This window comes from Ramlibacter sp. AN1015 (genome assembly GCF_037726105.1).
Taxonomy (GTDB): domain Bacteria; phylum Pseudomonadota; class Gammaproteobacteria; order Burkholderiales; family Burkholderiaceae_C; genus Ramlibacter.
The window spans coordinates 99674-118682 of record NZ_JBBJUM010000004.1 but is presented as its reverse complement, the minus strand read 5'-3'; the positions used below and the strand labels follow the sequence as shown (position 1 = coordinate 118682).

The following is a 19009-nucleotide window of genomic DNA, read 5'->3' as shown; positions in this document are numbered from 1 at the left end:
CAAACCAAAAGCAAAAGCGAATATTGCTTTAGCAACGCTAAAGATAGGCTTTAGCATGCCAGCCATGGGCAGCATCCGACTCCTGAAGACCTTCCTGGCCGTCGCCGCCGAAGGCTCGTTCGCCGGCGCGGCCCAGCGCGTCGCGCTGACGCAGGCTGCCGTCGGCCAGCAGATGCGCACGTTCGAGTCCGAGCTGCGCCGGCCGCTTTTCGAGCGTCAGGGCAAGGCCGTGGTGCTCAACGACGCCGGCAGGGAGCTGGTGCCGCAGGTGCAGCGGCTGGTGCGCCAGTACGAACAGATGCTGGCCCTGCCGGCCGCACCAGACGCGATGGCGGGCAGCCTGCATCTCGGCGCGGTGGTGTCGGCCGTGCGGGTGCTGCTGCAGGCCACGCTGGCGCTCAAGGAGCGCCACCCCGCGCTCGACCTGCACGTCTCGGCGGCGAAATCGCTGGACCTGGTGGCAGCGGTGACCGCCGGCGAGCTCGACGCGGCGGTCGTGGTGCGCGAGCCGGGGTCCGCGCCCCCCGAGCTCGCGTGGTCGCCGCTCTATGCCGAACCGATGGTGCTCCTGGTGCCACGCGCGCTCGAAGATGCGGCGCCGCGCGGGCTGCTGCAGCGGCACCCGTTCATCCGGTTCGATCCGAGCCAGCACACCGGCCAGCTGGTCGAGCGCACCTTGCGCAGGCTGCGCGTGCGTCCTCAGGAGCTGCTGGCGCTCAACACGGTCGAGGGCATCGTCGAGCTGGTGCGGGCCGGGCTGGGCATTGCGGTGCTGCCCCTGCTGCACGAGGCGCGGTGGGCGCAGGATGCGCGGCTGCGCGTGCTGGCCATCGAACGGGCCGAGGAGCGCCGCATCGCGCTGGTGCACCGGCGCGAAGGCGACAAGCTCGCGCTGGTCGCCGCCGTGGGCCACCAGCTGCGCGCGCGGCTTGCGCCCGGCGGGCACGAGCGGGCGCCTGCCTACACTCGACCCCCATGAAAAAGCAGGACATCGAGCCGTTCTTCGCCACGCTGGCCGCGGCCAACCCCAGCCCGCAGACCGAGCTGGAGTACACGAGCGTGTTCGAGTTGCTGGCCGCGGTGCTGCTGTCGGCCCAGGCCACCGATGCGGGAGTGAACAAGGCCACGCGCCGCCTGTTTCCCGTGGCCCCGACGCCGCAGGCGGTCCTTGCGCTGGGCCCCGAGCGCCTGGAGGACTACCTCAAGACGATCGGCCTCTACCGCACCAAGGCGCGCAATCTGATGGAGACCTGCCGACTGCTCGTCGAGCGCCACGGCGGCGAGGTGCCGCGCACGCGCGAGGAACTGGAAGCGCTGCCCGGCGTCGGCCGCAAGACTGCCAACGTGGTGCTCAACGTGGCCTTCGGCGAAGCGACCATGGCGGTGGACACCCACATCTTCCGGGTCGCCAACCGCACCGGCCTCGCACCCGGCAAGAACCCCCTCGAAGTCGAGCAGAAGCTGCTGCGGCGCGTGCCGCCGGCCTACGTCGCCGACGCGCACCACTGGCTCATCCTGCACGGGCGCTACGTCTGCGTCGCGCGCACGCCGCGGTGCTGGGAGTGCGCCGTGGCGCGGTACTGCGCGTACCGGCCCAAGACCCCCGCCCCGCCTGGTCGGAACTGAGCGGGCCGCGCGCGAATCGCGGCTGCTTTCAGCGGCGCGCCACCTGCGCCAGCAGCGGCTCGAGTGCCGCGACATCCACCGGCTTGGTGAGGTGCCGGTCGAAGCCGGCTTCGCGGGCGCGGCGCCGGTCCTCGTCGCTGCCCCAGCCGGTGAGCGCCACCAGCATCGCCTGCTGCAGCCGTGCGTCGGCGCGCATGCGGCGCGCCACTTCGTATCCGTCGAGCCCCGGCAGGCCGATGTCCAGCAGCACCAGGTCGGGCGCGAAGTCGGCGGCCTGCGCGAGTGCGGCCTCGCCGTCGTGCATGGCACGCGCCTCGTGGCCCAGCATCTCCATGACGGTCACCAGCGTCTCGGCCGCATCGACGTTGTCATCCACCACCAGCACGCGGCACCCGGCCGGGGCCGGCGCCGACCCGCCGCCGGCCGCAGGGTCCGTGCGCTCACCTGCGGGTGCGAGGCACGGCAGGCGCACGGTGAACGTGCTGCCCTGGTTCGGCCCCGGGCTCGCGGCCACCACGGTTCCGCGGTGCATCTCGATCAGGCTGCGCACGAGGTACAGGCCGATCCCCAGGCCACCCTGTGCGCGCTCCATGCGCCGGTCCACCTGGGTGAAGAGCGAGAACACCCGGTCCAGCATCGGCTGGGGAATGCCCAGCCCGTTGTCGCGTACTTCGATCACAGCGTCCTGTCCTTCCTGCCGCATGGCGACTTCGATGCGGCCGCCCCGGGGCGTGTACTTGGCCGCGTTGTTCAGCAGATTGCCCAGGGCCTGCGCGAGCCGCGTGGCGTCGCCCAGGAGTTCGACGTGGTGCTCCGGCAGCTGCACCACGAGCTCGTGCGCGCCGGCGGCGATCGCCGGGCGGCTCAGTTCGACCGCCGTTTCGACGACCTCGGCCATCCGCAACCGCTCCATGGCAAGGTGGATTTTCCCGCTGTTGATGCGCGAGATATCGAGAAGGTCGTCAACGAGGCGGATCATGTGCAGGAGTTGCCTTTCCATGGTCTGCCGAGCCCGCTGCGACGCGGGTCCGTTGGCGCTGTCCTTCTTCAGGATGTCCAGGCCGCTGCGGATCGGCGCGAGGGGGTTGCGCAGCTCGTGCGCCAGCGTGGCGAGGAACTCGTCCTTGGCCCGGTTGGCGTCCTGCAGCACCTGCTCGGCCTCCTTGCGCTCGGTGACATCCACGATGGAGCCGGCCATGCGGAAGGCCCGCCCGCCCGCGTCGCGCTCGGCCATGCCGGTCACCAGGAACCAGCGCCAGCCGACATCGCGATGGCGCAACCGGCACTCGAGCTGGAACGGCTGGCGCGCCGCCAGGTGCCCGCGCAGCGCCTCCATTACGCGAGAGCGGTCCTCGGGGTGCAGCGATTCGCGCACCAGCGCGGGCGTGTTCGGAAAGGCATCCTCGGAATACCCCAGCAGGGCCTTGAAGCGCGGTGCGTAGAACACCCCGCCGGTACGCACGTCCCAGTCCCACAGGCCCGCACTGGAGCCGCGCACCGCAAGCTGGTAGCGCGCCTCGCTCACGCGCAGCGCCTCGTTGGCCGACTGCAGGGTGCGCGCGCGCAGCTCCAGTTCGTCGAGCATGGCGTTGAACGCGTCGATGAGCGAGCGCACCTCCTCGTCCTGGCTGGCCGGCCCCTGCAGGCGCCGCATGCGCCCGCTGAGGATCTCGCGGGCCACGTCGCTTACCGCGCGCAGTGGCTGGATCACCTGCTGATGCAGGCGGCGCGACAGCAGCAGCGCGGCAGCCAGGCTGGCCGCCATCACCATCGCCAGGACCAGCATGAACTCGAATGCCGCCCAGGGCAGCCCATGCTGCACCTGCAGCAGCAGGGTACCCACGCGCTCACCGTCCACGGACACTGTGCGCGCCACCACCAGGGAGCGCCAGCTGAGGCGTTCGCGCTCGCCAACCGCCGGCACCCGCTCGGGCGGTGCGGGGCCGCCATTGGGCCGATAGACGGCAAACAGCCGCCCCTCCTCGTCGTACAGCGCCGCCAGCTCCACCTTCGGGTTGGCGCGCAGCGCTGCGAGGTTCTCGCCGGCTTCGCGCGGGTCGTCGAACGAAAGTGCCGGCACGCTGGCCAGGGCGACCATGTCGGCCTGCGTGCCGACGGCGTTGCGCAGCGTGCGCAACTCGCGTGTGTGGGCGAACGTCAGCAGCAGCAGCCCGGTCACCGTGAGTGCCAGCAGGGTGCTGCGGGTGAGGATGCGGTCGAGCCTCTCGCGCAGCGTCTTCATCGCGCACGGCCCTCCACGGCCCGCGCGCTGGACAGCAGCCGCGCGCTCAGGTGCAGGCCACGCGCCGCGGCGGCATCCGGCGAGGCGGTAAAGCGCACCCGCCCGTCGGAGCCGCGCTCGAGGTTGAGTGCACTGCCGGGCGGGTGCGCATCGCCCTCGGCTGTCACCAGCAGGGTCGGTCCGCCCGGCGCGGAGGCAAGCGCCTCGCGCAGGCGCGGATGGCCTCGTCCGAAGAACAGCACGTGTGCACCGGACGCTGCGGCGAGCTCCTGAACACGGCGCACGACGACGGGGCGGCCCTGAGCCGTGCGGCCCGCGACGATCACTTCAAGATCGTCGGCGATTTCCGGATCGCGCCACACCGCAATCACCAGCGGTGCGTCCCCGCTGAACGCGGCGCGGGGCCATTCGACGAAGTTCGTGAAGCGGTACAGGAAGGCCGCCTTGACGGCACTGGAGCGGAGCGTTTCCGCCTGCGCACGCGCACTGCCGGCCCAGGCGAGCGTCAGCAGGCCGGCGGCGACGCACGCCAGCGCATACAGGCGCCAGCGCAACGTAGGGGTCGTCGGGCCTGCGATCACGGTGTCCAGACGATCTGGAAGGCGAGGCGGCGGCCGATCTGGCTCGGCGACTCGGTGGCGTCCAACGGAAATTCGACGTGCCGTGCGTCGAGCAGATTTTGTCCAAGCAACGCCAGCCGCAGCGTCGGGCTGACCTGGCGGGCAAGGCGCAGATCGAGCGCCGTGTACGCCGGCACCGCCGGCGCGGGCAGCGAGCCGACGCGCCGCAGCGCCAGGTCGAGCTCGACGCGCCGGGGCAGGTCGTGGCGCGAGCGCAGCGTCCATTGCGAGCGCGGATCGTTGCCCAGGTCGGGGAAGACCGTGCGCCCGGGTTCGAGCGGATGGCGCAGCCGCTTGCGCTGCACCAGCCCACCGGCTTCGAGCCGCCAGTCGCGCGTCATCTGCCAGCGCGACCAGGCCTCGACGCCCTGCACATAGCCATCGACGAGGTTCTCGACCGTGGCCGGCAGCTGCCCAGGAATGCCGGCGCGCAAGCCGTCGTAGCGCTGGTGGAACAGCGTCGCCGACCAGGTCAGTCCGTCCCGCACCCGGCCGTGGTGTCCGACTTCCAGCACGGTGGCCACTTCCGAGCGGAAGTTCGGTCCCCCGGCGATGAAGTACGGCGGTGAGCCGGGAAGGCGCAGGTCGCGGTCGATGCGCGAGGGCGCCCGCACCGCGCGCGACACGGCGGCCCAGCTGGTCTGGTCGGGCTCGTGGCGCCAGGCGAGCCGCAGGTTGGGCAGCCACTCCAGGCCGGTGTAGCTGTTGCGCTCGGCCTTCACCCCGGCGGTCAGCGTCAGGCGGGCCGACAGGGCGCGCTGGTGCTGCACGAACAGGTGGGCCCAGCGCAACGTGCGGTCGGCCGGCTCCAGAGCCACCAGCTGCGTCGGCGTATTGATGTCGTCGGCCTGCCGCGCGCCGAAGCCCCACAGCAGCTTGCCGCCGGTGGCGAGTCGGGGTTCGTGGCGGAACTCGAGGTCGTGCACGCGCGATCGGTTGTTCAGCGCGATGCGCTCGTCGCGCTCGGCCAGCGCGGTGTAGCCCTGCAGCGAATACGCGGACCCGTCGCCCAGGCGGCCGGCCCAGCGGGCGAGCAGGCTGCCGTTATGGTGGTTGGGGGCATCGCGCGTGGCCTCGCCGTCTCCGGCGCGCGCGAGGTCGCCGATCAGCGTGAGGTGCCCGGACGTGCCGGTCCAGTCGGCGCGGAAGCCGACCTGCCGACGCGAGCGCGCATCTTCGCGGTCGGTGCCGTCCAGGCGGGTCGTGGCGCCGTTGTCCGTAGCCAGGCCCCATACCCGCACGTGCGCCGGTCCGACCGTGCCGCCCCACCGCAAGGCTTCCCGGCCGCCGCTGTGCGAGCGCAGCACGGACACCAGTGCCCCGTGCGTCTGGGCAGCGGAGCGGGTCACGATATTGATGACGCCGTTGACGGCGTTGGCCCCCCAGAGCGTTCCGCCGGGCCCGCTCACCACCTCGATGCGCTCGATATCTTCGAGCACCACGTCGTGCATGTCCCAGATCACGCCGGCGAAAAGCGTCGAATAAAGCGTGCGCCCGTCGAGCAGCACCAGCAGCTTGTTGGCGATGGCGGTGTTGCCGCCGCGCGCGCTGATGGCCCAGATGCCGGCGTTGACCTGCGCCACCTGCAGGTTCGGGGCGAGCCGCAGCACCTCGGGCAGGCTGGTCGCAGCGGAGCGCCGGATGTCGGTCGCGGTGATCACGTAGACCGACGCGGGCGCCTCCTGCAGGCGCTCCGCCCGGCCCGAAACCGAGGTGACGCGCACCTCGGCGAGTTGCTCCAGACTGAGGTCGGCCAGCTGCCGCAAGGCGGTGTGCTCGCCGCCCCACACCGATAGTGGCGCCGCTACGATGACCGATATCAAACCGCCTGGTAAGCGCCGCATGCATGCTCCTGAGGGGCGCAATGGTACGTTTGCCGAGCCGACCTTTCGGGCCTAGCACGACAGGACTCGGGTTTGTCCTACAACGAAATGACAAGAATCGGCAGGCGATGCCTGCTCGACGCCCAGGCGTCACCGCGCGTCCGGCGCTTCCGTGGGCAGGCGCGCGGCGGGGAAAGGTAGCGGCGCTGCGAAGACGCCGGCGCACGCGCGGTGCGAAACGGCTAGAGATGGCTGGTTCGCTCCGAAGAGACGCCCCGTGGAGCGACGCAGCTGCAGTCGCCTCCTGCGCACCCGACTTGCCACCGCCTCTACGGGACGAAACCGCCTGAGCAGCGCGCGCAGGACATGCCGCCGTAATCGCGATGCCTTCGCTCGTGCAGCACGGCGCACATGAGAACGCCACCGCGTGGGTGGCGCTATCTGAATTGCCACCGCGTAGGTGGCTGCCGGAAAAGCCCACCGCGCAGGTGGCGTCGATTAACGCAGCCGGCGCGGCGCCTGCTGCCGCAGGCTGGGGTCAGCGGGTGGGAGTTCCCGTGGTGCCCGAGCCCGTGCCGGTGCCCGTTCCCGTGCCGCTTCCAGTTCCAGTGCCAGTCGTCCCGGCGCCGCTGCTCGACGGGGTGCCCGTCGCCGCGCCGGCGCCCATGGCGCCGCTGCCGGAGGCGCCGCCTGCGGTACGCATCTCGCGCAGCGCTTCCTGCGAATCCTGCACCGCCTTTTCGGCCTTGCGCAGGGCATCGTCACGGCTGCTGCCGCTGGCCGTTTGCAGCGTCTGCACCGACTCACGCAGTTCGTCCGCAGCGCTTTGCAGCTTCTGGACATGCGCCTGGCTGGCGGCCGCGCCCAAGGTGCTGGAGCCCGCCGCGCCGGGTAAGGTGGTGGAGGTGCCGGCAGTGCCGGAAGTCGCGGAGCCGGCGGACGTGCCGCTGGCGCCCGGCGCGGAGCCGGCACCCAGCGTGCCGGAGCCGGAAGCGCCCGGGGTCGCGCTCGGCATCGTGCTGCTGGCGCCCGTCGAAGAAGCGCCGGAACCCAAGGTGCTGGAGCCGGTGCCTGCCGTCCCTGCCCCGCTACCCGCGGCACCGGAGGCGGACGATCCTGCGCCCAAGGTGCTGGTGTCCGGGGTGGTGGTGGAGGCACCCGCGGAGGGCACGGGCGTGCTGATTGCGCCGGCGCCGGTCGATGGCGTTGCCGACGACGATCCGGCGCCCATGGTGGAGGTGCCGGAGCCGCTGCTCGCCGGCGCGGTGGTGCTCGCCGCAGCACCCGGGGTGCTGCCGCTGGCGGAACTGCTGCCGGCAGCCTGCGCAGTGGCAAGGCCGGTGGCGAGGCCCATGGAGATGATCAGCAAGGAAGGCTTGAATTTCATGGCGGGTTTCACTGTTGCGGGTGGAAGACCGGCGACTTCGAAAGCGTGGTGTTCCGAGGTGCGCCGAGCGGACCCTGCATGGTGCGGACGACCCCCGAGCGCGTGCGACGGCGTGTAAACGGTGGCGCTAACTTTCGTTCCAGATCAGGGCTCAGCAAAGGGCCGACCGTTACGTTCGAACGCACTCGCTGTGGGATTCGACATTGCAGCAGTTCACGGGCGCTGAACGGCTCTTCCCGCGCTGGGAACTGAAGCGGCACAGCACGGAACGCATGAACCACCTTCGAAGCGTTCTACACAGGCGCTCCTGCACGCTTTCCAACCGGTTGCGCGCCGGCCTCGTCCTACGGCCGGCGACCTGCCCGGCACGCCCCCGCACACCCCTCTGCCGGGCCTTCGCGGCGCCACGCGCGCTGCAATGAGCCGCAGACGCAGGGTGGATCCGTCGAACATCGCCCACAGGCGTGGCAACCGCCGCCGGCCCCCCTCGGTCTGCCGGTCCTACGACCCTATCCGCCACGGGCGGTCGGGCTGTGTACCCGGCCTGCGCCACGATGACGTCATGGCACGACCGCTATGCCACTGCCAGCCGGCGGTGCCGAACGACAAGGAGATCAATTCATGAAGCACATGCGTATTCACCATGCGGCCGCCGCTTCTTCCGTGGCCGTGCTGTTTGCACTCGCCGGTTGCGGCGATCGCGGCGCAGACACCGCCGACCAGGCGATCGTCCCGGCGCCACAGCAGCAATCCCAGCGGGAGCCGATGGCGCCGCCGGCGTCGGAAACCGGTACCGCACCCCAGCAGTCCGCGCCGCGCGCGCTGGACCAGCACACCGCCGCGGCGCCCGCGGGCCAGCCCGACGCTTATCACGGGAACATGGCCGCGAACAACGTCGTACCCGAGCGCCGTCCGGATACCTCGATGGCGGGCGCCGGCGCCGCCGGTTCACCGGACGCGAACCGGGCCGACGAGCGCAGCGACATGCAGCTGACCGCCCGCGTAAACGCGCAGCTTGCCCAGGACGAGGAGCTGAGCGCGATGCGGATCGACGTGGACACGAACGATGGCCGGGTCACCCTGAAGGGACCTGTGCGCAGCGATGAGGCCAAGCAGCGCGCCGAGCGTCTGGCGCGCGAGGTCGAGGGCGTCGCTCAGGTGGACAACGAGCTCGAGGTGAAGGAGGCGTCCGCCACGCCGGGGGATGCCGAGGACCGCGGGCAGCAGCAGGCGAGCGCCATGGGCGCCGGCAGCGACGCCGTCGGTTCGCGGGCCCGAGGCGACGCCCAGCGCTGACGCTTCGTCGAAGCAACCGCCCGTCGCACCTGGCGGCGGCGGGCTCCCTCCCACCAATAACCTGGAGATAACCATGATCCCCATCATTCTTTGGCTGCTCGGCGTGCCGCTGGTCGTGATCGTCCTGCTCATGCTGTTCGGAGTGTTCTGATGTCTGCCGCCTTACTCCGGCGCGCGGTGCTCGCCGCGACCTTGTCGCTTGCGGCCGCCGCCTCGGCACAGGCCCCGGTGCGCATCGCGCCGCACGATGTGCAGGTCGGCCGCGCGGTGGTGGATGGCGCATCCACTCTGCGCGTCGATGGTGCGGAACATGCCTTGGCACCGGGCGCCCGCGTGCACCTTGCAGCACGCGGCGCATCCACCCCGCGCACCGCGCTCGCCGAGGAGCTGCCGGTTCTGTTCCGGCGTGACGCGTCAGGGGCCGTGCACGAGCTGTGGCTCCTGACCGAGGCCGACTACGAGCGGCTCTCTCGCACCAGGGGGCGCGAAGACCTGGACAAGGCCATCGCGCAGATCCTCAACGAGCGTATCGCGCGCTGAGAGAGTGAAGGGACTGCGCTTCGCGGCCGGCGCGTGTCCTGCGCTCGCGCCCCGCCGGCGACACGTCTGTCGGCGCTCAGTCCGCTCCCACGCGCCAGCCTCCACCGAGCGCCTGGATCAGCGCCACCGCTGCCACCTGGCGATCGGCCTGCAGCTGCACCAGCGCGCGCCGCGCGTTCTGCGCCGTGTTCTGCGCGGTGATCACCTCATTGAAGCCCACCTGCCCCGCCTGGTAGCGGTTCATCACCTGCTGCTCGGCGGCCGCGGCGGCCTGCGCCGCCTGCTCGCGCAGCGCCTGCTGCTCGGCCAGGATGCGCACCGCGGCGAGCTGGTCCTCCACGCCCTGGAACGAAGCGAGCACGGTCTGCCGATACCGCGCGGCGGCCTGCTCCAGCGCGGCGCGCTGCACGTCCTGGCGCGCCGCGATGGCGCCGCCGTCGAAGACCGTCTGCGCGAGCGACAGCCCCAGCGCCCAGACCAGGCTGCCGGCGCTGAACAGGTCGCCCACCGCTGCCGCGCCGATGCCGCCGGAAGCGCTCAGGCGCAGGCTCGGAAACCACGCGGTGCGCGCCAGCCCGAGCTGGGCGTTGGCCACGGCCACCCGCCGCTCGGCGGCCGCGATGTCGGGGCGGCGCAGCAGCAGCGTGGAGGGCAGCTCCAGGGGCATCGCGGGCACCAGCGCGCTGCGGGTGGCCTGCGGCGCAAGGGTGAAGTCGGCCGGCGCCCGCCCCACCAGCACGGCGATCGCGTGTTCGAGCTGGGCGCGCAGGCGCTGCAGCGACAGCAGGTCGGCACGCGCATTGGCCAGCTGCGTCTCGGCCTGCAGCACGTCGGTGCGGGCCACCACGCCCGCTGCGTAACGGTTGCGCGCGATCTGCAGCGTGCGCTCCAGGCCTTGCACGATGGCCTGCAGCAACTGCAGCTCCGCATCGACGCCGCGCAGGTTGAAGTAGCTGGCCGCGAGTTCTCCCTGCAGCGACAGGCGCGCCGCCGCGAGGTCGGCCGCGCTCGCCTGCTCGCTGGCACGGGCCGCGGCCACGCCCAGGCCGAGGCGTCCCCACAGGTCCGGCTCCCAGCTCAGTCCCAGGCTCAGGTCGTAGCTGCTGCGGCCGGTGGTGCCGCGCCCGCCGCCCGCGCGATCGGCCCCGGCGCCGGCACTCACCTGCGGGAACAGCGCCGCGCGCTGCTCCGCGAGCAACGCGCGCGCCTGGGCGTACGCGGCCACCGCGACCGCCAGGTTCTGGTTGGACACCTCGACCTGCTGCGCGAGCGCGTTCAGCACCGGGTCGCCGAACAGCTCCCACCAGGCGCCGTGCGCCGGCACCTGGGCGGCAGCCACCGGCACCCACTCGCCGGCGCCCTGCTTGAAGGCCTGGGGCGTGGCGATCGACGGGGGCGGCGCGTCGGCCGCGGGGACGACCGCACACCCGGCCGCAAGGACGGCGGCCAGCAGCGCCGGCAGCAGCCGGGCGGAACGATGCACGGAGGGCGAATGGACAGGCGTTGGCTTCATGGAAGGCGGGGTTCGGCGTGGCGCACCAGCTGCTCCTCGACGGGGCTGCGCCGGCGCAGCTTGTCCAGCAGCAGGTAGACCACCGGCGTGGTCAGCAGCGTGAGCAGCTGGCTTGCGATCAGGCCGCCGACGATGGCGATGCCCAGCGGGCGGCGCAGCTCGGCGCCATCGCCGAAGCCGATGGCCAGCGGCAGCGCGCCCAGCAAGGCGGCCAGGGTGGTCATGAGGATGGGGCGGAATCGCAGCAGGCAGGCCTCGCGTACCGCCGCGAGCGGCGACAACCCGCGCGCGCGTTCGGCCTCCAGCGCGAAGTCGATGATGAGGATGGCGTTCTTCTTGACGATGCCGATCAGCAGGAACACGCCGATCAAGGCCATCACCGAGAACTCCAGCTTGAACAGCAGCAGCGCGAGCACCGCCCCCAGGCCTGCCGAGGGCAGCGTGGACAGCACCGTGACCGGGTGCACCAGGCTCTCGTACAGCACGCCCAGCACGATGTAGATGACGGCGATGGCCGCGACGATCAGCAGCACCTGCTGGCGCTGCGAATCCTGCGCCGCCCGCGCCGTGCCCTGCAGGCTGCCGCGCACGTTGTTCGGCAGGGCCACCGACGCTTCGGCGGCACGCACCGCCTGCTCGGCGTCTGCCAGCGTGGCACCCTCCGCGAGGTTGTAGGAGATGGTGGTGGCCAGCTCGGCGTCCTGGTGGCTCACGCTGGCCGGCGAGGGCCGCTCGGCGAAGCGCGCGATGGCGGCGAGCGGCACCATGTTGTTGGCCGTGGCGCTCAACGCCTGCCCGGTGGCCTGGTCGCGCAGCCCCGGGTTCAGGGCCGCCGCGTCGGCAGCGGCAGCCGCCCGCGCCGGCACGTGGACGTCCTTGAGCGCCTCGGGGCTGCGCACATAGCGCGGCGCCACGCCGAGGATCACGCGGTACTGGTTGCGCGCGTCGTACACGGTGGCCACCTGCCGCTGTCCGAAGGCGTTGTAGAGCGCGTTGTCGATGTCGCGCGCGCTGATGCCCAGTCGCGAGGCCAGCTCGCGATCGACCTGCACGAAGGTCTCGACCCCGTTCTCCTGCTGGTCGGTGTCCACGTCCACCAGCGCGGGCTGCAGCTGCAGGGCCTGCGCCATGCGGGTGGCCCAGTGCTTGAGGTCGGCCTCGTTGTCGCCCTTGAGGGTGTACTGGTAGGTCGAGTTGCTCGAGCGCCCGCCCATGCGCAGGTCTTGCACCGGGTTGAGGAACAGGCTGATGCCCGGCACCGTGGCGAGCTGCGGCCGCAGCCGCGCGATCACGGCCTGGCCCCGCTCTCCCTGCGGGCGCTCGGAGGCCGGCTTGAGGTTCACGAAGACGAAGCCGCCGCCGGCGCGCCCGCCGCCGGTAAACCCGACCACGGTGTCCACGGCGGGGTCGGCACGGATGATGTCCACCAGCGCGCGCATCTTGTCCTGCATGGCCTGGAACGAGATGCTCTGGTCGGCACGCACACCACCCTGGATCTGCCCCGTGTCCGGGCGCGGAAAGAAGCCCTTGGGGATGTGCATGAAGAGCGCGACGTTCAGCCCGATGGCCGCGACCAGCAGCAACAACACCAGCCAGCGCGCCTGCAGCGCCCAGTCGAGGCTCCACGCGTAGGCGCGGTGCAGCGCGTCGAATCCGCGCTCGAACACACGCGCCAGCCTGCCCGGGCGGTGCTCGGTGCCGGGGCGCAGCAGCCAGGCACACATCATGGGCGTGGTGGTCAGGGAAATCAGCAGCGAGATCAGCACCGCGGCCGAAAGCGTGACGGCGAATTCCTGGAACAGCCGCCCCACCAGACCGCCCATGAACAGCAGCGGGATGAACACCGCCACCAGCGACAGGCTGATGGACAGCACCGTGAAGCCCACCTCGCGCGCGCCCAGCAGCGCTGCCTGGAACCGATCGACGCCGCGCTCCATGTGGCGCGCCGTGTTCTCCAGGACCACGATGGCGTCGTCCACCACAAAGCCCGTGGCAACGGTGAGCGCCATCAGCGAGAGGTTGTTCAGCGAGAACCCGAGCAGGTACATCACCCCGAACGTGCCCAGCAGCGACACCACCGTCGCGACCGCCGGGATGAGCGTCGCACGGGCGCTGCGCAGGAAGGCGCTCACCACCAGGATCACCAGCACGATGGCGATGGCGAGCGTGATCTCGACCTCGTGCAGGGCGGCGCGGATGGAGTGGGTGCGGTCCGAGGCCACCGCGATGCGCACGTCCTGCGGCAGTGCCGCCTGCAGCTGCGGCAGCAGCGCACGCACGGCGTCCACCGTCTCGATCACGTTGGCGGCGGCCTGCAGGCGCACCAGCACGATCACCGCAGGCTCGCCGTTGAACAGGCCCAGCGTGTTGATGTTCTCGACGCTGTCGGTGACCTCGGCGATGTCGGTCAGCCGCACGGCCGCGCCGTCGCGCCAGGCGACGACCAGCTCGCGCCAGTCGGCCGCGGTGCGGCCCCCGCCCACGCTGTTGCGGGTATAGATGGTCAGGCTGCGGCCGTCGGAGTCGAGCTCGCCCTTGGGCCGGTTGCCGGTAGCGGCCTGGATCGCGGCGCGCACGTCCTCCGTGGCCAGGCCCCAGCGGTTCAGCGCGAAGGGCAGCAGGTTGACGCGCACGGCCGGCTGCGAGCCGCCGCCGAGTTCGACGTCGCCCACGCCCGGAACCTGCGCGATCTTCTGCTGCACGATGTTGGAGACTGAGTCGTACACCTGCCCGGGCGAGCGCGTCTGCGAGGTCAGCGCGAGGATCAGCACCGGCGCGGCGGCCGGGTTGGCCTTGCGGTAGGTCGGATTGCTGCGCAGCGTGGCCGGCAGGTCAGCGCGGGCGGCGTTGATGGCCGCCTGCACCTCGCGCGCGGCGGCGTCGATGTCGCGGTGCAGGTCGAACTGCAGCGTGATGCGCGTCGAGCCGTTGCTGCTGCTCGACGTCATCTCGTTCACGCCGGCGATCACGCCCAGGCGACGCTCCAGGGGCGTGGCGACGCTGCTGGCCATGGTCTGCGGGCTGGCTCCCGGCAGGTTGGCGCTGACCGAGATCACCGGAAAATCGACCTGCGGCAGCGAAGCCACCGGGAGCAGGAAATAGGCGGCGATGCCGGCCAGCGCGAGCCACAGCGTCAGCAGCACCGTGGCCACCGGCCGGCGGATGAACGGCCCCGACAGGTTCATGCCGCGGCGGCCGGTGCGCCGCGCCAGCGCCGGCCCAGCCGGTCGAAGGCGAGATAGATCACCGGCGTGGTGAAGAGGGTGAGCAGCTGGCTCACGATCAGTCCGCCGAAGATCGTGAGGCCCAGCGGGCGGCGCAGCTCGGCGCCCTCGCCCCACCCGAGCATCAGCGGGATGGCCGCGCCCAGCGCCGCCAGCGTGGTCATGAGGATCGGGCGAAAGCGCAGCAGCGCCGCCTGGTGGATCGCCTCGCGCGGCGTGCGGCCCTGGCGGCGTTCGGCGTCGAGCGCGAAGTCGATCATCATGATCGCGTTCTTCTTGACGATGCCGATCAGCAGGATGATGCCGATGATGCCGATCACGCCCAGCGAGTGGCCGGTGAGCATCAGCATCAGCAGCGCACCCACCGCGGCCGAGGGCAAGGTGGACAGGATCGTCACCGGGTGGACGTAGCTCTCGTAGAGCACGCCGAGCACGATGTACATGCACACCACCGCCGCCAGGATCAGCCAGAGCTGGTTGTTCAGGGAGGCCTCGAACGCGCCGGCGGCGCCGATGAAGCGCAGGGTAACGCCCGGGGGCAGCTCCAGCCGGTCGGCCGCCTCGCGGACCGCCTGCACCGCCTGCCCCAGCGACGCGTCGGGGGCGGTGCCGAATCCGACGGTGGCGGCCGGGTACTGCGCGGCGTTCGTCACCTGCAGCGGCGCCGCGACTTCGCGGATGCGGGCCACCGCCGACAGCGGCGTCGGCTGCCCGGAGCCGGTGCGCAGCTGCACCTCCCCGAGCGATGCGGGGCTCGCCTGCGCGTCGGGGCGCGCCTCCAGCACCACGCGGTACTGGCTGGTCTCGGTGAAGATGGTCGAGACGATGCGCTGGCCGAAGGCGCTGTAGAGCGCCTCGTCGATGGCGGCGGCGGTGATGTTCAGGCGCGCGGCGGTGTCGCGGTCGATATCGACGAGCAAGGCGGTGCTGGCGGCACCGGCGTCGGTCACCACCTGGCGCAGCTGCGGCAGCGTGCGCATGGCCTCGGCCAGGCGCCTGGCCCAGGCGGTGACCGCCTCTTCGTCGGCGGCCTCCACCGACACTCGGTACGGCGTGGGGCCGGTCTCTGCGTCGATGGTGAGGTCCTGCACGGGCTGCAGGTAGAGCGTGGCGCCGGGCACCTGCTCGCCCGCTCGGCGCAGGCGCTCGATCACCGGCAGCGGATCGCCGCTCGCGGCGCGCAGGTTCACCAGCAGCCGGCCGGTATGCAGCATGGTGTTGTTGACCGCATCCACACCGACATAGCTGCTCAGGCCTGCGACGGCCGGGTCGCGCAGCAGCGCGCGGGCGACTTCCTGCTGCAACTCGGCCATGCGGGCGAACGAGACCGACTCCTGCGCCTGCACGCGCACCTGTAGCTGGCCGGTGTTCTGGGTCGGGAACAGCCCCTTGGGAATGGCCACCCAGAGCAGCGCGGTGAGCGCCAGCGTGCCCACCGCCACCAGCAGCGTGGCGCCCTGGTGCGCCAGCACCCGCTGCAGGGCACGGTCGTACCAGCCGATCACGGCACCGAAGCCGCCCTGCTTCTGGTGCGAGGCGTCGTCGTGCGCGGAACCGGGCAGCGCCCGCAGCAGGCGCGCGCTCATCATCGGCACCAGGGTCAGCGACACGACCGCCGAAATCAGGATGGTGATGGCCAGCGTCACGGCGAACTCACGGAACAGCCGGCCGACGACATCGCCCATGAACAGCAGCGGGATCAGCACCGCCACCAGCGACACGGTGAGCGAGATGATGGTGAAGCCGATCTCGCGCGCGCCCTCGAGCGCCGCGTCCAGCGGACGTTTGCCCATCTCGAGGTGGCGCGAGATGTTCTCGATCATCACGATGGCGTCGTCCACCACGAAACCGGTGGCGATGGTCAGCGCCATCAGCGAGAGGTTGTTGAGGCTGTACCCCAGCAGGACCATCGCGCCGCAGGTGCCCAGCAACGAGATCGGCACCGCCAGGCTGGCGATGACCGTGGCCCGCAGGCTGCGCAGAAAGGCAAACATCACCAGCACCACCAGCACCACGGCCAGCGCCAGCTCGAGCTGCACGTGGTGCACCGAGGCGCGGATGCCGGTGGTGCGGTCGGACAGCACCTGCACCCGCACCGACTCGGGCATGCCGGCGGTGAGCTCGGGCAGGCGCTGCTTGATCGCGTCCACCGTGGCGATGACGTTGGCACCGGGTTGCCGCTGCACGTTCAGCACGATGGCAGGCATCAGGGCGCCGCCTTCCGCGCCCTGCGCGTCGCTCGTGCCGGCCCAGGCGCCCAGGCGGACGTTCTCGGCGCTCTCGACCACCTGCGCCACCTGCCCCAGCCGCACCGGCGCCCCACCCTGCCAGCTCACCACCAGATCGCGGTAATCCTCCACGCGCAGCAGCTGGTCGTTGGCGTTGATGGTCCAGGACCGGGAGGGTCCGTCGATGCTGCCCTTGGCGCCCGCGCTGTTGGCCGCCGAGATGGCGGTGCGGATGGTGTTCAGGGTGAGGCCGTAGGACGCGAGGGCACGGGTGTCGGCCTGGATGCGCACCGCGGGGCGCTGGCCGCCGGCGAGCGTCACCTGGCCGACGCCGGCCACCTGGCTGATCTTCAGCGCGAGGCGGGTATCGACCAGGTTGCGCACCTCGGTCAGCGGCAGCGCATCGGAGGTGATGGCCAGGCTCAGCACGGGCGCGTCGGCCGGGTTCACCTTGGCATAGATCGGCGGCGCCGGCAGGTCCGCCGGCAGCAGCGAACTGCCGGCGTTGATGGCAGCCTGCACCTGCTGCTCGGCCACGTCGAGCGCCAGCCCCAGGCCGAACTGCAGCGTGACGATGGAGACGCCGGCGGCGCTGGTCGAACTCATGCGCGACAGCCCCGGCATCTGCCCGAACTGCCGCTCCAGCGGCGCGGTGACGGTCTGCGCCATGACCTGCGGGCTGGCCCCGGGGTAGAGCGTCTGCACCTGGATGGTGGGGTAGTCCACCTGCGGCAGCGCCGCCAGCGGCAGCAGGCGCAGCCCCACCAGCCCGGCGAGCACGATGGCCAGCATCAGCAGCCCGGTGGCGACGGGCCGCAGGATGAACGCACGCGAGGGGCTCATGGCGCCGGCGCGGTGGCTTCCTGGCGTGCGCCCGGCCGGCCGCGCGGTGCGCCGCCGCCCGCGGCACCCTGCCCGCCCGCTCCGGGGCCCGGCTGGGCGCGAGGCTCACCGTTTGCGCCGCCGCCGGGCCGCGGGCGCGCGGATGCGGCCTGCGCCGCCTCGCCCGCAATCGCGACGCGGGCGCCATCGCGCAGGCGGTCGGCCCCTTCGGTGACCACCCGCTCGCCTACCTGCAGCCCCTGCACCACCTGCACGCGTTCGGCCGTCGTGTGGCCGCGCTGCACCGGTCGCAGCGACACGGTGCGGTCCGGGTTGACCACGAACACCTGCTCGCCAGCCGGGCCGGTGCGCACCGCCGAGACCGGCACCACCACCGCGCCTTCGAGCGTGCGCAGCTGCAGCTGCACGTTGACGAACTGGTTGGGAAAGAGCGCCGCGTCGGCGTTGGCAAAGCGCGCCTTGGCACGCACGGTGCCGGTCTGCGGATCGATCAGGTTATCGAAGGACGCGAAGCGTCCGGTGGCCAGCACCCGGGTACGGGTGCGGTCCAGGGCCTGCGCGGTGGTGCCGGCCTCGGCCGCCTCGCGCAGCGAGCCGATGAGGTCCTGCGGCACGGCGAACTCGACGTCGATCGGGGTGAGCTGGGTGATCACGGCCACGCCGTTGGTGTCGCTGGGCCCCACCACGTTGCCGACATCGACCGTGCGCAGGCCGGTGCGCCCGGAGATCGGCGCGGTGATGCGGGTGTGCTCGAGATTCAGCCGGGCCGTGCCTTCGTTGGCCTTGGCCACTACCACCGCGGCCTCCAGCTGCTTGACGAGCGCGTCCTGGGTATCGACTTCCTGGCGGGCGATCGAATCCTGCTGCAGCAGCGTGCGGAACCGCTGCAACGTCACGCGGGCGGCGGCGAGCTGCGCCTCGTCGCGCATGCGCTGGCCCTGGGCCTGCTGCAGCGCCATCTCGAAGGGCCGCGGGTCGATGCGCGCGAGCAGCTCGCCCTTGCGCACGGCCTGGCCCTCGCGATAGAGCACCTCCTGCAGCACGCCAGACACCAGCGGGCGCACCCGCACCGTGGCCGCGGGCACCACCGTGCCCAGCGCCTCCATGCTCACGGGCAGGTCGGCGCGCTCCACGGTCGCCACGCCGACGTTGGTCGGCGGCAGGGCGCGCGGTGCGCCAGCTGCCGGCGGTGCGCCGGAGGGCGGCCGGGCCGCGCCCGCTGCGCCGCCCGCGCGGGACGCGGGCGGCGCTTCGGCCGCGGGACGGGTCAGGCTCCAGGCCAGCCAGCCGATGGCGGCGGCAACGAGCAGGGCGATCAAGGTGCCGACGAGCGAGGCTCGCCGGCTGAGCCGGCGCGGGCCGACGGCATGAGAGGTGGAGGCGGTGCTGTGGTCGGGCTGCGGGTCCATGCGATCCATCGAGATCCTTCGTCGGGAGCGGCGCGGGGCGCGGGCGCCCCGGCGGCGCGAGGCAGTGTAGTCGCCGTGCCCCGGCGCCGGTCACGGATGGTCGCGTGCCCATGTATCGCGAACGTGTACTTGGGAGAAGGCGGCGAAAAACAGGAGCGGTGCGATGGGTTCAGCGCTCTCCAGCAGTGGCACCTGCGGCGGCGGCGGCGGTCGTGTACGACGCGCAGCCGCAGCTCGGCGCCAGTCGCTTCGCACGGA

13 protein-coding genes are annotated in these 19009 nt (G+C 71.9%); 5 read left to right on the top strand and 8 right to left on the bottom strand.

The window, feature by feature from the left end; genetic code table 11:
- Positions 1 to 64 precede the first annotated feature (64 nt).
- Both WG922_RS08210 and nth read left to right on the top strand, forming a co-directional pair.
- Positions 65 to 979 carry a LysR family transcriptional regulator gene (locus WG922_RS08210; RefSeq protein ID WP_340281971.1) on the top strand — a complete coding sequence of 305 codons (915 nt, stop codon included), beginning with the start codon at positions 65 to 67 and terminating at the stop codon, positions 977 to 979.
- A complete protein-coding gene (gene nth / locus WG922_RS08205) occupies positions 976 to 1626 on the top strand; it encodes an endonuclease III (RefSeq protein ID WP_340281970.1) in 651 nt (216 codons plus the stop codon). Before WG922_RS08210 ends, nth begins: the two co-directional genes overlap by 4 nt.
- Positions 1627 to 1654: 28 nt before the next feature.
- Here nth and WG922_RS08200 read toward each other — a convergent pair whose 3' ends face one another.
- The 4 genes from WG922_RS08200 to WG922_RS08185 all read right to left on the bottom strand — a co-directional run bounded on the left by WG922_RS08200 (position 1655) and on the right by WG922_RS08185 (position 7179).
- Positions 1655 to 3868, bottom strand: a complete 2214-nt coding sequence (locus WG922_RS08200; RefSeq protein WP_340281969.1) for an ATP-binding protein — start codon at positions 3866 to 3868, stop codon at positions 1655 to 1657.
- Entirely contained in the window at positions 3865 to 4449 is a 585-nt protein-coding gene (locus WG922_RS08195) for a YfiR family protein (RefSeq protein WP_340281968.1), read from the bottom strand. Before WG922_RS08195 ends, WG922_RS08200 begins: the two co-directional genes overlap by 4 nt.
- Entirely contained in the window at positions 4446 to 6332 is a 1887-nt protein-coding gene (locus WG922_RS08190) for a TonB-dependent receptor plug domain-containing protein (protein WP_340281967.1), read from the bottom strand. Before WG922_RS08190 ends, WG922_RS08195 begins: the two co-directional genes overlap by 4 nt.
- A 517-nt stretch (positions 6333 to 6849) precedes the next feature.
- The gene (locus WG922_RS08185) at positions 6850 to 7179 is read right to left on the bottom strand and encodes a hypothetical protein (protein ID WP_340281966.1); all 330 of its coding nucleotides are present in this window, start codon (positions 7177 to 7179) and stop codon (positions 6850 to 6852) included.
- 1 nt (position 7180) lies between these two features.
- Between WG922_RS08185 and WG922_RS08180 the strand changes: the two genes are divergently transcribed.
- The 3 genes from WG922_RS08180 (at position 7181) to WG922_RS08170 (ending at position 9534) form a co-directional block, all read left to right on the top strand.
- Positions 7181 to 7816 carry a hypothetical protein gene (locus WG922_RS08180; RefSeq protein ID WP_340281965.1) on the top strand — a complete coding sequence of 212 codons (636 nt, stop codon included), beginning with the start codon at positions 7181 to 7183 and terminating at the stop codon, positions 7814 to 7816.
- 503 nt (positions 7817 to 8319) lie between these two features.
- Positions 8320 to 8994: a BON domain-containing protein gene (locus tag WG922_RS08175; protein WP_340281964.1), complete on the top strand. Its 675-nt coding sequence runs from the start codon at positions 8320 to 8322 to the stop codon at positions 8992 to 8994.
- A 150-nt stretch (positions 8995 to 9144) separates the two neighbouring features.
- Positions 9145 to 9534, top strand: coding sequence for a hypothetical protein (locus WG922_RS08170; protein WP_340281962.1), 390 nt, complete (start codon positions 9145 to 9147; stop codon positions 9532 to 9534).
- 76 nt (positions 9535 to 9610) lie between these two features.
- Here WG922_RS08170 and WG922_RS08165 read toward each other — a convergent pair whose 3' ends face one another.
- The 4 genes from WG922_RS08165 to WG922_RS08150 are packed head-to-tail and all read right to left on the bottom strand — an operon-like array spanning position 9611 to position 18760.
- A complete protein-coding gene (locus tag WG922_RS08165; RefSeq protein ID WP_340281960.1) occupies positions 9611 to 11047 on the bottom strand; it encodes an efflux transporter outer membrane subunit in 1437 nt (478 codons plus the stop codon).
- Positions 11044 to 14232: an efflux RND transporter permease subunit gene (locus WG922_RS08160; RefSeq protein ID WP_340281958.1), complete on the bottom strand. Its 3189-nt coding sequence runs from the start codon at positions 14230 to 14232 to the stop codon at positions 11044 to 11046. The genes WG922_RS08165 and WG922_RS08160 overlap by 4 nt, the downstream gene beginning before the upstream one ends.
- Positions 14229 to 17342 carry an efflux RND transporter permease subunit gene (locus WG922_RS08155; RefSeq protein WP_340281956.1) on the bottom strand — a complete coding sequence of 1038 codons (3114 nt, stop codon included), beginning with the start codon at positions 17340 to 17342 and terminating at the stop codon, positions 14229 to 14231. The genes WG922_RS08160 and WG922_RS08155 overlap by 4 nt, the downstream gene beginning before the upstream one ends.
- Positions 17339 to 18760 carry an efflux RND transporter periplasmic adaptor subunit gene (locus WG922_RS08150; protein WP_340281955.1) on the bottom strand — a complete coding sequence of 474 codons (1422 nt, stop codon included), beginning with the start codon at positions 18758 to 18760 and terminating at the stop codon, positions 17339 to 17341. Before WG922_RS08150 ends, WG922_RS08155 begins: the two co-directional genes overlap by 4 nt.
- Positions 18761 to 19009: the final 249 nt, after the last annotated feature.

What these genes read in the sequence shown, in the direction of transcription:
- WG922_RS08210 (WP_340281971.1), top strand. Translation starts at nt 65, where the DNA reads ATGGGCAGCATCCGACTCCTGAAGACCTTCCTGGCCGTCGCCGCCGAA.
- WG922_RS08170 (WP_340281962.1), top strand. Translation starts at nt 9,145, where the DNA reads ATGTCTGCCGCCTTACTCCGGCGCGCGGTGCTCGCCGCGACCTTGTCG.
- WG922_RS08160 (WP_340281958.1), bottom strand. Translation starts at nt 14,232, where the DNA reads ATGAACCTGTCGGGGCCGTTCATCCGCCGGCCGGTGGCCACGGTGCTG.
- WG922_RS08175 (WP_340281964.1), top strand. Translation starts at nt 8,320, where the DNA reads ATGAAGCACATGCGTATTCACCATGCGGCCGCCGCTTCTTCCGTGGCC.
- WG922_RS08155 (WP_340281956.1), bottom strand. Translation starts at nt 17,342, where the DNA reads ATGAGCCCCTCGCGTGCGTTCATCCTGCGGCCCGTCGCCACCGGGCTG.
- WG922_RS08190 (WP_340281967.1), bottom strand. Translation starts at nt 6,332, where the DNA reads ATGCGGCGCTTACCAGGCGGTTTGATATCGGTCATCGTAGCGGCGCCA.
- WG922_RS08165 (WP_340281960.1), bottom strand. Translation starts at nt 11,047, where the DNA reads ATGAAGCCAACGCCTGTCCATTCGCCCTCCGTGCATCGTTCCGCCCGG.
- WG922_RS08150 (WP_340281955.1), bottom strand. Translation starts at nt 18,760, where the DNA reads ATGGATCGCATGGACCCGCAGCCCGACCACAGCACCGCCTCCACCTCT.
- WG922_RS08200 (WP_340281969.1), bottom strand. Translation starts at nt 3,868, where the DNA reads ATGAAGACGCTGCGCGAGAGGCTCGACCGCATCCTCACCCGCAGCACC.
- nth (WP_340281970.1), top strand. Translation starts at nt 976, where the DNA reads ATGAAAAAGCAGGACATCGAGCCGTTCTTCGCCACGCTGGCCGCGGCC.